This window comes from Sphingorhabdus sp. (assembly GCF_044239005.1).
Classification (GTDB): domain Bacteria; phylum Pseudomonadota; class Alphaproteobacteria; order Sphingomonadales; family Sphingomonadaceae; genus Sphingorhabdus_B.
The window spans coordinates 1-13533 of record NZ_JBIICH010000054.1 but is presented as its reverse complement, the minus strand read 5'-3'; the positions used below and the strand labels follow the sequence as shown (position 1 = coordinate 13533).

Here is a 13533-nt window from a genome sequence, read left to right as displayed (position 1 = left end):
GCGTTCGAACAAATTGCCTTCATGTGTATGCAGGCCGGACTTGGTCTTGGCCGCCTCGAAACGATGGAGTACGCCCGATCCATGATCGACGTGGTCATCCAACTGGACCGCCACAGCGGTCAACGTGACATAAGCTGTGTCGAATTAATCAACGCCGCATAAAGCGAAGCTGAGGCGGGGCGCTGCTGCAATTTCCAAATGCATTGGAGAAACCGAAAATTTCTCTTGAGCAATTCTCGCCAACATACCGGCCGTTGAAACGATCACGCTTCGCCTTCAAAACAAGCCGTTCACTCCGGTTGGCGAAAGCAGCGTTTCAGACAAAACATTTTCAAGCAATCGCCGACACGAGCCAAGCCTTACCTTGCATCATAACGCCTTGCCCGGGGACATAATGCGTCTGGAATAGTTCGACCAAGTCCGTTTCAGCTGCCGCTCGAACATCTGCACCTTGTTCCTCTAGCGCGCGTCCAACCGCCATTGAAGACAGCACAAAAGATACCGCATCATGAGGTGCGGCATTCACGCCACCAATCGGTTGAAGCCCATTATAGGCGATTACGCTGGCTTCCGAAAAGCCGCCGCACGCAAGTATTTCGTTCAGATAGTCGAGGTCTTCAAACGCGAATGGCCCGGGCGCGCGGGGAACCGCCGGGGGGATATCGACATAACGGCGGACGACGCCCATCATTTCCATCATCCACAAATTGTCGCGTGGTGGGCCCCATACCGCCAGATCAATCCGCGCACCGGGACGCAGCAGACTGTGCAAATTTGCAAAGGCCTTATGCGGTTCGGGAAAAAACATACTGCCAAAACGCGAAAAGAGCCGGTCAAATGGGGCATCTTCTAACTGGACCGTGGCTCCATCAGCGCAGATGAAACCAATGTTGGTGACTCCAGCGTCTTTGGCACGCCGCATAGACGCAGTCGTCAAGTCGGGTGAAATGTCGATACCAACCACTTCGCCGGAAGGCGCAACGGCCTTTGCTATGGCAATTGTCGTCCCGCCGCCACCGCAGCCGATATCAAGCACGCGTTCGTCGGGTTTAAAATCGGCTTGCCGAAGAAGCGCCTCGCCAATGGGGGCGATCATGCCTTCAAAACATGCGAGATTGGCAAGCCATTTGGCACCCATCTCGCCCGCCCAATTTTCGCCCTTCAACGCTTCGGGGCCGTTGTTTATCTCGGTCATTTTTGCGCCACTCCCCATGCAACTTTTTAGAGCAATACCCATCGGATAGCAGTCCCGACGATCGCCAGTGCCGCGACGCTCAGCGCCCAGATGCCGACGAACCAGCCCAATTGTTTTGCGCGCGGCATCAATGATATCCGTCGTGGCCGACTTTGCCGCGAAACACCCAATAGGACCATGCGGTATAGGCAACGATGATCGGGACCATGATCGACGCGCCGATCAACATGAAGACTTGGCTGCGATGCGGCGCCGCTGCTTCCCAGATGGTGACCCGCGCCGGAATGACGTTGGGCCAGATCGAAATGCCAAGGCCAATCAGGCATAAGCCGAACAATGCGAGTGCCCAAAAGAACGGCTGCGCGTCTTTGGTCTGGCGCAGGCTGCGATAGAAAAGGAATGTCACGGCGATGGTGGCAATCGGCACTATGGCCGTTGCCAGCACACCCGGATAGCTCAACCAACGCAGATAATATTGCGCCTCAAGCGTCAGCGTGGCCAGGCTGATGAGGCCGATCATCAATAGCAAGCTAATGCCCAGTCGTCCGGCATAGGTGACAGCCTGACGCTGCAATGCGCCTTCAGTTTTCCAGTTCAGCCAGCACGCGCCCAAAAGCGCATAGCCGACCACCAGCCCAAAGCCGGTCAAAATGCTAAATGGCGACAACCATTCCCACCATCCGCCGGCATAGGAACGGCCTTCAACGGTAATGCCTTGGAGCAGCGCGCCAAGTGCTATCCCTTGTGCGAAGGTGGCAATGAACGAGCCCAGCGTGAATGCGCGATCCCACAGTTCGCGATGTGCGGGGTCACGCCAGCGAAATTCGAACGCAACGCCGCGGAACACAAGGCCGAGCAGCATCGCAATCATCGGTGCATAAAGCGCAGGCAAAATGATGGCGTACGCCAGCGGGAAGGCGGCGAGCAAACCGCCGACGCCCATCACCAGCCATGTTTCGTTCCCATCCCAGACAGGCGCGATACTGTTCATCGCGGTATCGCGGTCCTTGCCCACTTTGAAAAAGGGAAACAATATGCCGATGCCAAGATCAAATCCGTCCATGACGACATAAGCAATGATGGCAAAGCCAATGATGCTGGCCCAAATGACTGTCAGATCGATCATGCCGATGCTCCTTCCAATACCGCGGGTGCAGGGGTGATGCCTGCACTTCGGATAGGGGCACCATCGAGCGCGCTTTCATGCGCCTCCGGTGCTTTCTTCATCAAGCGCAGCAAATACCAAATGCCCATGCCGAACACTGTGAAATATACGACGACAAAGGCGAGAAGCGAGAAAGCGACCGCGGGTGCATCCAATGGCGACGCACTATCAACGGTGCGCAACACGCCATAAATTGTGAAGGGTTGCCGCCCAACTTCGGTCACCACCCAGCCGGCAAGCACCGCAATGAAGCCAGACGGGCCCATCACTAATGCGGCCTTATGAAGCCACGACCATTCATATAGCTGCTTTCTTGCCCGCGCGAGCAGGCTCCACATGCCGATAGCTACCATCGCCATACCGAGACCGACCATGATCCGGAAAGCCCAGAAGACAATGCCAACCGGCGGCTCGTCTGCATCTGGGATGGTATCAAGCCCAGCGAGCGGTGCATTTAGGTCATGCTTCAGGATCAACGACGACGCTTTGGGAATTTCGATGGCGTAATCGACCGTCCGCTCTTTGCTGTTCGGAATACCAAACAATATCAATGGCGCGCCGTTGGGATGGCTTTGATAATGCCCCTCCATCGCCATGACTTTAGCTGGTTGATGCTCCAACGTGTTGATGCCGTGAAAGTCACCCGCGACAACCTGAAGCGGCGCGACGATGGCTGCCATCCACATCGCCATAGAGAACATTTTGCGTGCCCCCGGATTGCTTTTGTCTTTCAACAAATGCCAGGCACCAACCGCCCCGACGGCAAAGGCCGTTGTCAAATAAGCTGCCAGTAAAGTGTGGACGAGGCGGTAGGGGAAGCTGGGGTTGAAGATGATTGTCCACCAGCTATCACCGGGCATGAACTGACCATTGGCCGCAATCTCATATCCCACCGGTGTTTGCATCCAGCTGTTCACTGACAGTATCCAGAATGCGGAAATGAAGGTGCCGATGGCGACGGCCAGCGTTGCGACAAAGTGGAGCTTGCGCCCAACCTTATTGATGCCGAACAGCATGACGCCAAGAAAGCCAGCCTCCAAAAAGAATGCCGTCAGCACTTCATAGGCCATTAACGGCCCAATGACGGGTCCGGCCTTGTCCGAAAATACAGACCAATTGGTTCCGAATTGGTAGGACATGACAATACCCGAGACGACGCCCATCGCAAAAACGACGGCGAATATCTTGAGCCAGTAACGATAGAGATTGGCGTACACGCCCTTACCGGTTTTGAGCCATAGCCCCTCAAGAACCGCGAGAAAGCTCGCCAGCCCAATCGAAAACGCCGGGAACAGAAAGTGGAAGCTTACGGTAAAAGCAAATTGTGCGCGGGCCAGAATTATTGCCCATTCCTGTTCGATCATCATATCAGTCCCCTTGCCATCCACAGATCGGTTGGCGCTTGCGTTTCTTCTTCGCGATTGGCGATTTCCAGCACGGCTTCAAAAGCTTCATTTTGTGAAAGCCACACCCGTCCGGTAAGTTCGTGCAGGAAATGCCCGCGTTCGAGCGCGTCCATCACCGGGCCTTTGACTTCGGACAGGTGTAGGCACACGCCAGCATCGGCCATGCGGTGATTGATGGCCTCGATGCTCTCAAGAGCAGAAGCATCAATCGCGTTGACCGCCGAGGCCATCAGGATGAGATGCTTGAGCTTGGGATGTGCGGCAATCTCCTCCAGCACGAATTCTTCCAACCAGCGCGCGTTGAGATAGGTCAGGCTTTCGTCGATGCGGATGGTCAGGATGCGGGGGTCGGTGAACACCTTGTGGCGTTTCACATTTCGGAAATGCTCCGTCTCGGGAACCCGTCCCACAATGGCGGCATGTGGCCGTGAGGCGCGCCAGAGGAACAATGCAAGACTCAGGCCGACTCCGGCCATGACGCCGGGTTCAACGCCAATTAGGAGCGTCACAGCTATTGTCGCCGCCATCGCGGCAAAATCGGCTTTGGAATAATGCCAGATCGCACGCGGCGTTTTAAAATCGACAAGGCTCAAGACCGCAACGATGATTGTACCGGCCAATGTGGCGATGGGAAGCGACGCAAGTAATGGCGTCAGGAACAAGGCCGCGAGCAAGATGCCAATCGCGGTAAACGCACCTGCGGCCGGGGTCTCTGCGCCCGCATCAAAGTTGACGACCGAGCGGGCAAATCCGCCCGTGACCGGATAGCCGCCCGAAAAAGCGGCGGCGACATTGGCTGCACCCAGGCCGATAAGTTCCTGATCCGGAACAATGCGTTGCCGCTTTTTCGCTGCGAGCGTTTGCGCGACCGAGACCGATTCCACAAATCCAATGATGCTGAGCAATAAAGCAGGAATGGCCAGTTGTTGCCATAGTTCCGCATCGAACAAGGGAACGGTAAAGGGCGGCAAGCTCTGCGGGATGTCGCCCACCACCTTCACGCCTTTGGCTTCGAGATCGAAGGTAATGACCGCCAAAATCGACAGCGCGACCGCAACGATGGGCCCAGCTTTGGCAACAAGATCAGCGGGCCGCGCCGCCAGCCCGAAGCCAATGAGCATGGGTTTCAAACCTTTGCGGACCCAGAATAGAAATCCGGTCGCAATCACGCCAATCGCAAGGGTGTAAGGATTTGTGTCCTTGGCATTTTCGATCAACGTCGTGATCAGCTCGGGCAGTGCCTCACCCGACGCCTTAATGCCCAGCAGCGACTTGAGTTGGCTGGTGGCAATAATGATACCGCTTGCGGTAATAAATCCCGACACCACGGGATGCGACAATAGGTTCGCCAAAAAGCCCAGACGCAACACACCCATGACAATCAGGATGAGCCCGGACAGCAACGCGAGGACAAGTGTGGCGGCAATAAATTCGGCGCTGCCCGGTGCGGCAACGGCGCTCGCCGCTGTCAAAGTCATCAGCGAAATCACCGCCACCGGTCCAACGGCGAGTGCGCGGCTCGTCCCGAACAGGGCATAAGCAATGATGGGAAGAATAGACGCGTATAGCCCTATTTCCGGTGGCAAGCCCGCCAACATGGCATAAGCCAGGCTTTGCGGGATGAGCATGATTGTAACGATTGCGGCGGCGACCAAGTCATTGGTCAACGTCACGCCGCCATAGCCGCGTCCCCATTCCAATATCGGCAAATAGCGCGCCAATTTCATAGCCGTTATGCCGCTCCGATCTTGTGGGGCTTGACCATCCACTCATGCCCTTTGAGCATACCGTGCCAGTAAATTGGGGGAAGGATGGTGTCCTTTAACAGCCATGACAGGCGCGATGGGCGCGTGCCGTCAATCAACCAATTCGGGAAGCTCGGCAGCAATTTTCCGCCATAACCAAATTCGGCGAGCACAATCTTGCCGCGCTCGACCGTCAACGGGCAACTGCCATAGCCGTCATAATCGGCGACAGGAGGCTTGCCCTCAAGAGCAGCCAATACATTCACCGCGACCACCGGCGCTTGCTTGCGCGCTGCCGCCATGGTCTTGGCGTTTGACGCTGAGCAGGCATCGCCCAAGGCGAAGACATTCGCATACCGCACATGCTGCAATGTTGCTTCATTGACCTCGATAAAACCACTCGCGGCAGCCAGCGGACTGTTGCGCACGAAATCTGGCGCGACTTGCGGCGGGACGACATGGATCATGTCGAACTTTTCTTCGACCCGCGTGACGATGTCGCCGCGTTTCTGTTCAAATGTCGCAATTTTGGCAGGGCCATCAATCGCAACCAGCTTCGATTCAAAATTTAGATGCGCGTCATAGCGTTCGATATATTCCATCAATGCGGGGACATAGGCCGCGACCCCGAACAGCACTGCGCCGCTGTTATGGAATTGCACATCAATGTCTTTTAACACCCCGGCCCGTTCCCACGCACTGCACGACAGATACATTGATTTTTGCGGCGCGCCTGCACATTTGATCGGCATGGGCGGCTGCGTGAACAGCGCGCGGCCTTGCTTGAAATCCTTCACAAGGCGGTTGGTATAAGGGGCAAGGTCGTAACGATAGTTGGACGTTACACCATTTTGACCGAGCGTTTCGGTCAAGCCGTCAATGGCATCCCAATCCAGCTTGATCCCGGGGCAAGCCACCAGCACGCGATAGGCAACCGAACTGCCATCGGCGAGCAGCACTTTGTTGTCCTCAGGCACAAATCCAGAGGCTGCTTTCTTGATCCAGTCAACCGCTTTGGGCATGACCGATTTTTCGGCGCGCTTGGTGAATTCAGCTGAGAATACGCCAGCCCCAACCATAGTCCAGCCGGGCTGATAATAATGGTCTTCTGAAGGTTCGATAACGGCAATCGATAGCTTCTGATTGCGTTTGAGGAGGCTGGAGGCTGTGGCGATTCCGGCACTGCCGCCGCCCACGATAACCACATCATAGATTTTGGCGGAGGATGGCGCTGCATCCTGATCTTTTGTCGCCATTTCCCAAAGCTTGGCTGAACGCGCGCCGGAGCGGCAATAGGCAAGAATGGGGGATGGCATTTGGGTCAGAGCCGCTTTCATCTTCGCCGCATCATCGCCTGTAACCGCGCCTGAGATGGCTGGAATATACGTAAATGACAGGCCAAGCGCTTGTGCTTCTTTCTGGATAGCGGCGGCGGATGGTTGCCCCGCCTCTTCGCCATCTGGCCGGTTGCAGATAACCGATTTGAAGCCCTGCGCGGCAGCGTGATGCAGATTTTCTGTCGTCAATTGCCCTGACACAGAAAAGCTTGGCGTGATGGATTTGAACGTCATTTAGGCCCCGCTTGTTTTGGTTTTTGGGATGTAAAAGCTGTGAAGCGTTGCGCGGCCATGCCGACAAACATCGCAACGACAAATGGCGCGACATCGCCCGGCGCAATCGCCAAGTCAGCAAGCGCAGGCCCGGGGCAAAGGCCGGCGATGCCCCAACCCATTCCAAACAATATGGCCCCAATGGCAAGCGGGCGATCTAGCGTGGTCGTGCCTGGTAAATCGAACGTTGGCGCGGCAAGCGGCGCAGATAGCCGCGATCTAATAACCCAAGCCACGGCCATCGGCAGCATGGCGCCACCCATGACGAAAGCGAGCGTTGGATCCCATTGGCCAAACAGATCCAGAAACGCCTGAACGCGCGCAGGGTCCGACATGCCCGAATAGGCAAGGCCGGCCCCGAACAGCGTTCCAGAGATTAATGCGATAAGCGCCCGGGTCATAGCCAACCTCCTGCGCGCAGAATCCCTACAGTCACAAACCCGCTTGCCATGAACATGCCTGTTGCCACCATCGACCGCGGCGAAAGACGCGACAGCCCGCATACGCCATGGCCACTGGTGCAGCCCGAGCCGAGCCGTGTGCCATAACCCACGAGTAAGCCACCGATGATCAGCGGCCAGATGGATGCTGGAAAGTTGACGTTCACCGCACCAACGGTCTGCGCGATCAGAAGCGCACCAAGCGGAAGGCCGACGACGAATGCGATTGCGACATTTCTTGGCGCTCCGCTATCCGCAATGCCCGTTGCCCGCGCCGCCATTCCGCTGACGCCGGCGATCCGGCCAAGGCCGAGCAGCATGATTGCGGCCGCAAGCCCAATCAGCAAGCCGCCCATAAAGCCCTCAACAGGCATGGCGTTGGGAAAAGCCGCTATCATACCGCGTTTACCGGGATTTTGAGGTACGTGATGCCATTGTCGTCCGCCACGGGCATATGGCCTGCACGCATATTCACTTGCACCGACGGTAAAATCAGGCGCGGCATATCCAGCGTCGCATCGCGCGCCTCACGCATCGCGACAAATTCATCCTCGGTTATGCCGTCATGGGCATGGATATTGCCTGTACGCTCTGCCTCTACAGTCGTTTCCCATGCATATTCCGTGCGACCAGCAGGCAGATAGTCATGGCACATAAAGAGCCGCGTCGTGGCAGGCAGCGACAAAATCCGGCGCAACGACTGGAACAATTGCCGCGCATTTCCGCCGGGAAAATCCGCGCGCGCCGTGCCGTAATCGGGCATGAACATTGTGTCGCCCGTGAACACGGCGTCACCAATGACATAGGCAATGTCCGCAGGCGTATGACCGGGGACATGGAGAACGGTTACGTCCAGCTTCCCAATTTGGAAGTGGTCGCCATCGGCAAACAGCCGGTCAAAGTCCGACCCATCACGCTGAAAATCAGTGCCAGCGTTAAACAGCTTTCCGAACACATTCTGGACGGTGACGATATGCTCACCGATGGCGATTTTGCCGCCAAGCTTTTGCTGCAAATAAGGTGCTGCCGAAAGGTGGTCGGCATGCGCATGGGTTTCGAGCAACCAATCAACGGCCAAGCCCTGCTGTGCAACATATGCGATAATTGCATCTGCCGACGCGAACGAGGTCCGGCCAGAAGCGGGGTCAAAATCAAGCACGCTATCAATGATCGCAGCCTGCTTCGTTTCAGGATCGTGGACCACATAGCTAACCGTGAAAGTCGGTTTGTCGAAAAAGGCGCGAATTATCGGAACACCCTTTTGGGCATCGCTCACCTGCGCGATGGCATTTTCTAACGCTGAGTCGGGCATGGAAAACTCCTATAAATTCATATTTACATAAATTGTGTAATCGATTATCGATGTTGCGTCAATAAGAGTCTCGTGGCAGCGCCGAGCGATGAACAGGATGAAGAAATGAACGACACGAAAGCAGTTCCCTCACAGCCAATTAGGATTGGCGAAACAGCGCCGGACTTTCGCGCGCGAACAACGCTCGGGGAGCGGAGCCTTTCGGAATATCGGGGCCAGTGGCTTATCTTGTTTTCGCACCCTGCGGACTTTACGCCCGTGTGCACGACAGAATTTGTTGCGCTTGCCAAGTCGGCTGCTGCGTTCGAAGCAACTGGTTGTGCATTGCTCGGGCTTTCCGTGGACAGTATCCATTCGCACATTGCTTGGGTGACTGCGATTAAACATAAATTTGGGGTGAATGTTCCTTTCCCGATCATTGAAGATCCCTCCATGGCCATTGGCCGCGCATATGGCATGATTGATGATGCTGCGGCCGATAGCGCCGCGGTGCGCTCAACCTATTTCATCGACCCCGACGGCATCATTCGTGCTATCACGACGTATCCGCATAATGTGGGCCGCTCGGTCAGTGAAATGCTGCGCCTTCTTTACGCATTGCAAGCTACTCAGGGCGGCGCTGGCCTTGCGCCAGAAGGATGGCAGCCAGGGGACAAATTGCTTGCAATGCCAGTTATAAACAGCGCGGAAATCAGCGGTGGCGATGATTGGTTTTGCCATTTGGCCGACACGAAATGACTTCGCTTTTTGAAAGTCGCGACCGCGCCGTAAAAGCGGCGGACAAGCTAAAAGTCTATGCGCAGCCGCAGCGGCTGATGATCTTATCTTGCCTTTTGCGCGGTGAACGCACGGTGAGCGAAATCGATGCCGCAACGGGCATCGGCCAACCTGCGCTTAGCCAGCAACTTGCGGAATTGCGCCGCAACGACCTCGTCAAAACGCGCCGTGCGTCCAAGCAAATCTGGTATGATTTAGCGGATGATAAAGTCTGCTTATGCGTTCGCAGCATGGAAGCCATCCTTGGGGACGAAGGCGATGTGGGGCAAATGTTGAATACCGCCCTGCGATTGAACAAGCCTGAGGCAAGTGCACCCCCAGCGCGTGGCGCGGCGGGATTCGCGCGAATCATTTAACTGCTGATGTTGCAGCCATCCAAGCATGGCCATGCTATCGGAACGAATGGCTAATTGAGGCACAGTCATACATCTTCAATATGGCTCAGGCACACGACATGGCCAGTCATCCGGGCCAATCGCGCCGGCTTGTGGCCATCGAAGAAGGTTGCTCAGGTGCCCCGCACGAACGTGCTGCGCGCAAGACGGTATACCAATCCGGTAAGCCCGTCATAATTGGCGCGGTGGTAAGCCGAATCGGGTGCCAATTGTGCGGTCAGGCGTTTGTGCGCCGTCCCAAGCGCATGATACGGCACGCTGGGCAGCAAGTGATGCAATGCGTGGTAACGCAGGCCCACAGGTGCCCAGATCTCTGCCAGCAGGCCGGGGGGCGGGACGTTGACGCTGTCGAGGAACTGCGCGGTCACACTCAGCGGCTCGCCATCATTTTCCCATAAATGCGCGACAAGCGTGCGGACTTGGTTGAGCACGGCAACGCTTGCGACGATGGCAAGGAAGATGAGGAAAGACTGGAGCGGGATGAAGCCTGTAAATACGCCCGTCAGCAGCGCAATCGACCAGATGCTGGCGGCGGTTTCCTGCACGATCCAGTTGCGATGTGCGTCGCCCTCCGCCGGTCTGCGCCGAAATGCAGGGTTGATCGCAAGGCCCGAGTAACGCTCGACCACGATCTTGCGCAACGCTGGGACAAACAGCGAAAGCGGGGCAAGCACCGCGTTGCGGAACAGCAAAGCAATTGGCGCCAGCAACGAAACGATAATGAACACCGGCAGCGTCCATGGCTTCATCAGCGCCAAGGGCAGATATTCGGGATCTTGATCGGTGCCATAACGCGTGCGCGCGTGGTGCAGGTTGTGGATGCCTTCATACATATAAGACGGCACGAGCAGGGGCACGCCAATCACGGCGTTAAAGCCAAAGCGGAAACCGGGAAGCGCGGAATGCTTCACATGCGTCACTTCATGAATGAAGCCGCCGGCGCGATATAGGCCAAGGATCGAGACCAAAGCCGCAGCGCACTGAATCCACAGAGTTCCAGACATGATAGCCACCGCCAGCCCGGCATAGCCAACCAGCGCCGACAAAAGGAAATCCGACCAGAAAATGCGCGGGTTCGGCGCGGCAAGATCCCGCGTGAGTTCGGCAACCGCGCGCAACATCGCTTTGTCATCCGGAACCTGTTTGAGACGCGCGGCACGGCCGACGAGATCATCGCCGGAAATGGCGCCGTCTACCTGTGTGTGCGGGGTCAGTAACATTTCACTCATGCGCGTATTAATCTACCTGTCAGAACCTATTTGACCCTACATAGGCATTAGTCGTGGCGATAAAATGGCAGAATATATGAATTATGGCCGTTTTCTTTCGGCGCGCGAAGCCTAACATGTGCATAGGCTTGCCAGCCGTGGCTTGGGCGCTAAACAAACGGGCATGTTAGGTGTCTGTTATTATCCCGAGCACTGGTCCGAGGATCATTGGCCACGCGACGCGCAAAGAATGTATGATCTTGGGCTGCGTTATGTCCGGATTGGCGAATTTGCGTGGGGTCGCATTGAAAAGGCGGAAGGCCTATTCGATTGGGCATGGATGGACCGCGCGATCGACGTGCTGGGCGCGGTCGGACTGAAAGTCGTGCTTGGCACGCCCACGGCAACGCCGCCCAAATGGCTGTGCGAAAAATATCCCGACATTTTGCCTGTCGATATTCACACCGGCCAAGTGCGTGGTTTCGGATCGCGCCGCCATTATGACTTTTCGAGTGAAACATATCTGGTGCAGGCGGAACGCATCACCGCCGCCATGGCAGCGCGTTATGGCAGCCATCCGCATGTGGCAGGTTGGCAAACCGACAATGAATTGTGCTGCCACGATACGACCATGAGCGCATCGCCAGCGGCGCTAGAAAAATTCCGGGCCTATTGTGCGCAACGTTATGGCACGATTGCGGCGCTGAATGCGGCGTGGGGCAATGTGTTTTGGTCAATGGAATATGACCATTTTGACCAGATCGACCTGCCCTTTTTCACGGTGTGCGAAACGAACCCTGCGCATCGCTTGGCCTATCGGCGCTTTGCATCGGATCAGGTCGTGCGCTTTCATGACGTCATGATATCGGCCATTCGCCGCCACGCCGCGCCGCACCAGTGGGTGACGCATAATATCATTCCGCCGGCGACAACGGGTGTCGATAATGCCGCGCTGACCCGCGATCTCGATTTTGTCAGCTATGACAATTATCCGCTCGGTTTTTCCGATCAGCTCATGGCCAAAGCATCGGCTGATGAATGGAAGCCATTCATGCGCACGGGGCATCCTGATTTGGCGGCACTCAATTTTGATTCGGTGCGCGGGCTATCCAAAGGTGCATGGTGGGTGATGGAGCAGCAGCCCGGGCCCGTTAACTGGGCGCCGCATAATCCGCGTCCCGCGCCGGGCATGGTGCGCCACTGGACGCTTCAGGCATTTGCCCATGGCGCGGCCTGCGTGGCCTATTTCCGCTGGCGGCAAGTGCCCTTTGCGCAAGAACAAATGCATGCCGGGCTCAGACGGCCTGATGATATGCCCGCCGCGGCATGGGCGGAAGTGGAACAGGCCGCATCGGACATGCAGCGGCTTGGCGACTTGTCCGTTGTCGCTGCGAAGTCCCCTGTCGCCATCGTCATTGATCCGGTGTCCGGCTGGATCGACGATATTGAACGGCAGGGTGCTGGCTATCGCTATGATGCGGTCGTCTTCCAATATTATCGCGCATTGCGTGGCCTGGGCGTGGATGTTGACTTTGTGTCCGCAGGCGACGCGCAGCTGGCTGGATATCGACTGGTCGTTGTGCCGACCATGGCGGTGGTGGACGATGCCGCGTTCGATGCGTTGCAGGCGAGCGATGGCATATTGCTTTTCGGGCCTCGCGCGGGTGCGAAGACCGATGAATTTTCGATGAGCGAAGGCTTGCCGCCCGGACGGCTGCGTGACTTTGTGCCTATCAAAGTCACTTCGGTCGAAACGCTGCGCGCGGATTGCGGTGGTAGCACTGCGTATAAAGGCGCGGAATATGAAAGCGGCCGTTGGCGCGAGACGATTGAAGTTGGCGACGCGGACATCATCGCAACTTATGAAGACGGCGCACCGGCAGCGGTCCGGGCTGGCCGAAGCATCTATCTCGCAACGCTGACGGACGATGCCTTTCTGACTAACTTGCTCGTCGATTTATGTGCGGAAGCAGACGTGCAGATTACACCACTGCCACCCACGCTGCGTTTGCGCCGCCGGGGTAAACTGACTTTCGCGTTCAATCTGGATAGCGCCAACGCGCGCGCGCCTGCGCCCGCAGGCGCAGAGTTTGTCATCGGCGGTTCGGACATTGAACCTTATGGCGTTGCTGTCTGGCGTTAGCGTTCTTTGGTCGCGCTGAATTTCAGGTCCGGATGCTTTTCCTGCTGATAGCCAACATCCCATGACGAACGCGCCATAAACACGGGATGGCCATCGCGGTCCTTCGCCATGTTTCCGCCATTGAACGAGATGAATTG

Annotated in this window: 12 protein-coding genes; 3 read left to right on the top strand and 9 right to left on the bottom strand. The window is 56.7% G+C overall.

All coding sequences use genetic code 11. The features are described 5' to 3' along the window. Positions 1-331: 331 nt before the first annotated feature. From ACILQA_RS05940 to ACILQA_RS05905, 8 genes are all read right to left on the bottom strand, one after another. A complete protein-coding gene (locus ACILQA_RS05940) occupies positions 332-1195 on the bottom strand; it encodes a class I SAM-dependent methyltransferase (protein ID WP_395628871.1) in 864 nt (287 codons plus the stop codon). A 127-nt stretch (positions 1196-1322) separates the two neighbouring features. Further along, complete coding sequence (cydB, locus tag ACILQA_RS05935; protein ID WP_324479681.1) at positions 1323-2321, bottom strand: cytochrome d ubiquinol oxidase subunit II; 999 nt, start codon at positions 2319-2321, stop codon at positions 1323-1325. Next, entirely contained in the window at positions 2318-3724 is a 1407-nt protein-coding gene (locus ACILQA_RS05930) for a cytochrome ubiquinol oxidase subunit I (protein ID WP_395628873.1), read from the bottom strand. The genes cydB and ACILQA_RS05930 overlap by 4 nt, the downstream gene beginning before the upstream one ends. Next, the gene (locus ACILQA_RS05925; RefSeq protein WP_395628870.1) at positions 3724-5493 is read right to left on the bottom strand and encodes a SulP family inorganic anion transporter; all 1770 of its coding nucleotides are present in this window, start codon (positions 5491-5493) and stop codon (positions 3724-3726) included. The genes ACILQA_RS05930 and ACILQA_RS05925 overlap by 1 nt, the downstream gene beginning before the upstream one ends. Positions 5494-5498: 5 nt before the next feature. After that, the gene (locus ACILQA_RS05920; protein WP_395628869.1) at positions 5499-7082 is read right to left on the bottom strand and encodes a TIGR01244 family sulfur transferase; all 1584 of its coding nucleotides are present in this window, start codon (positions 7080-7082) and stop codon (positions 5499-5501) included. Further along, the gene (locus ACILQA_RS05915; RefSeq protein WP_395628868.1) at positions 7079-7522 is read right to left on the bottom strand and encodes a DUF6691 family protein; all 444 of its coding nucleotides are present in this window, start codon (positions 7520-7522) and stop codon (positions 7079-7081) included. Before ACILQA_RS05915 ends, ACILQA_RS05920 begins: the two co-directional genes overlap by 4 nt. Beyond that, a complete protein-coding gene (locus ACILQA_RS05910; protein WP_395628867.1) occupies positions 7519-7959 on the bottom strand; it encodes a YeeE/YedE family protein in 441 nt (146 codons plus the stop codon). Before ACILQA_RS05910 ends, ACILQA_RS05915 begins: the two co-directional genes overlap by 4 nt. Then, positions 7956-8873 carry an MBL fold metallo-hydrolase gene (locus ACILQA_RS05905; RefSeq protein WP_395628866.1) on the bottom strand — a complete coding sequence of 306 codons (918 nt, stop codon included), beginning with the start codon at positions 8871-8873 and terminating at the stop codon, positions 7956-7958. Before ACILQA_RS05905 ends, ACILQA_RS05910 begins: the two co-directional genes overlap by 4 nt. A gap of 105 nt (positions 8874-8978) precedes the next feature. Here ACILQA_RS05905 and ACILQA_RS05900 point away from each other — a divergent pair, with 105 nt between their 5' ends. Both ACILQA_RS05900 and ACILQA_RS05895 read left to right on the top strand, forming a co-directional pair. Beyond that, complete coding sequence (locus ACILQA_RS05900; protein WP_395628865.1) at positions 8979-9611, top strand: peroxiredoxin; 633 nt, start codon at positions 8979-8981, stop codon at positions 9609-9611. After that, positions 9608-10006 carry an ArsR/SmtB family transcription factor gene (locus tag ACILQA_RS05895; protein ID WP_395628864.1) on the top strand — a complete coding sequence of 133 codons (399 nt, stop codon included), beginning with the start codon at positions 9608-9610 and terminating at the stop codon, positions 10004-10006. Before ACILQA_RS05900 ends, ACILQA_RS05895 begins: the two co-directional genes overlap by 4 nt. 152 nt (positions 10007-10158) lie before the next feature. Here the strand turns inward: ACILQA_RS05895 and ACILQA_RS05890 are convergent, their stop codons facing one another. Continuing rightward, on the bottom strand, positions 10159-11265 hold the full coding sequence (locus ACILQA_RS05890; RefSeq protein WP_395628872.1) for a fatty acid desaturase family protein: 1107 nt from the start codon (positions 11263-11265) through the stop codon (positions 10159-10161). 172 nt (positions 11266-11437) lie between these two features. Here ACILQA_RS05890 and ACILQA_RS05885 point away from each other — a divergent pair, with 172 nt between their 5' ends. Further along, positions 11438-13396 carry a beta-galactosidase gene (locus ACILQA_RS05885; protein WP_395628863.1) on the top strand — a complete coding sequence of 653 codons (1959 nt, stop codon included), beginning with the start codon at positions 11438-11440 and terminating at the stop codon, positions 13394-13396. Positions 13397-13533: the final 137 nt, after the last annotated feature.

Excerpts from the sequence above, each read along its gene's own strand:
- ACILQA_RS05940 (WP_395628871.1), bottom strand. The coding sequence starts at position 1,195 with ATGACCGAGATAAACAACGGCCCCGAAGCGTTGAAGGGCGAAAATTGG.
- cydB (WP_324479681.1), bottom strand. The coding sequence starts at position 2,321 with ATGATCGATCTGACAGTCATTTGGGCCAGCATCATTGGCTTTGCCATC.
- ACILQA_RS05930 (WP_395628873.1), bottom strand. The coding sequence starts at position 3,724 with ATGATCGAACAGGAATGGGCAATAATTCTGGCCCGCGCACAATTTGCT.
- ACILQA_RS05925 (WP_395628870.1), bottom strand. The coding sequence starts at position 5,493 with ATGAAATTGGCGCGCTATTTGCCGATATTGGAATGGGGACGCGGCTAT.
- ACILQA_RS05920 (WP_395628869.1), bottom strand. The coding sequence starts at position 7,082 with ATGACGTTCAAATCCATCACGCCAAGCTTTTCTGTGTCAGGGCAATTG.
- ACILQA_RS05915 (WP_395628868.1), bottom strand. The coding sequence starts at position 7,522 with ATGACCCGGGCGCTTATCGCATTAATCTCTGGAACGCTGTTCGGGGCC.
- ACILQA_RS05910 (WP_395628867.1), bottom strand. The coding sequence starts at position 7,959 with ATGATAGCGGCTTTTCCCAACGCCATGCCTGTTGAGGGCTTTATGGGC.
- ACILQA_RS05905 (WP_395628866.1), bottom strand. The coding sequence starts at position 8,873 with ATGCCCGACTCAGCGTTAGAAAATGCCATCGCGCAGGTGAGCGATGCC.
- ACILQA_RS05900 (WP_395628865.1), top strand. The coding sequence starts at position 8,979 with ATGAACGACACGAAAGCAGTTCCCTCACAGCCAATTAGGATTGGCGAA.
- ACILQA_RS05895 (WP_395628864.1), top strand. The coding sequence starts at position 9,608 with ATGACTTCGCTTTTTGAAAGTCGCGACCGCGCCGTAAAAGCGGCGGAC.
- ACILQA_RS05890 (WP_395628872.1), bottom strand. The coding sequence starts at position 11,265 with ATGTTACTGACCCCGCACACACAGGTAGACGGCGCCATTTCCGGCGAT.
- ACILQA_RS05885 (WP_395628863.1), top strand. The coding sequence starts at position 11,438 with ATGTTAGGTGTCTGTTATTATCCCGAGCACTGGTCCGAGGATCATTGG.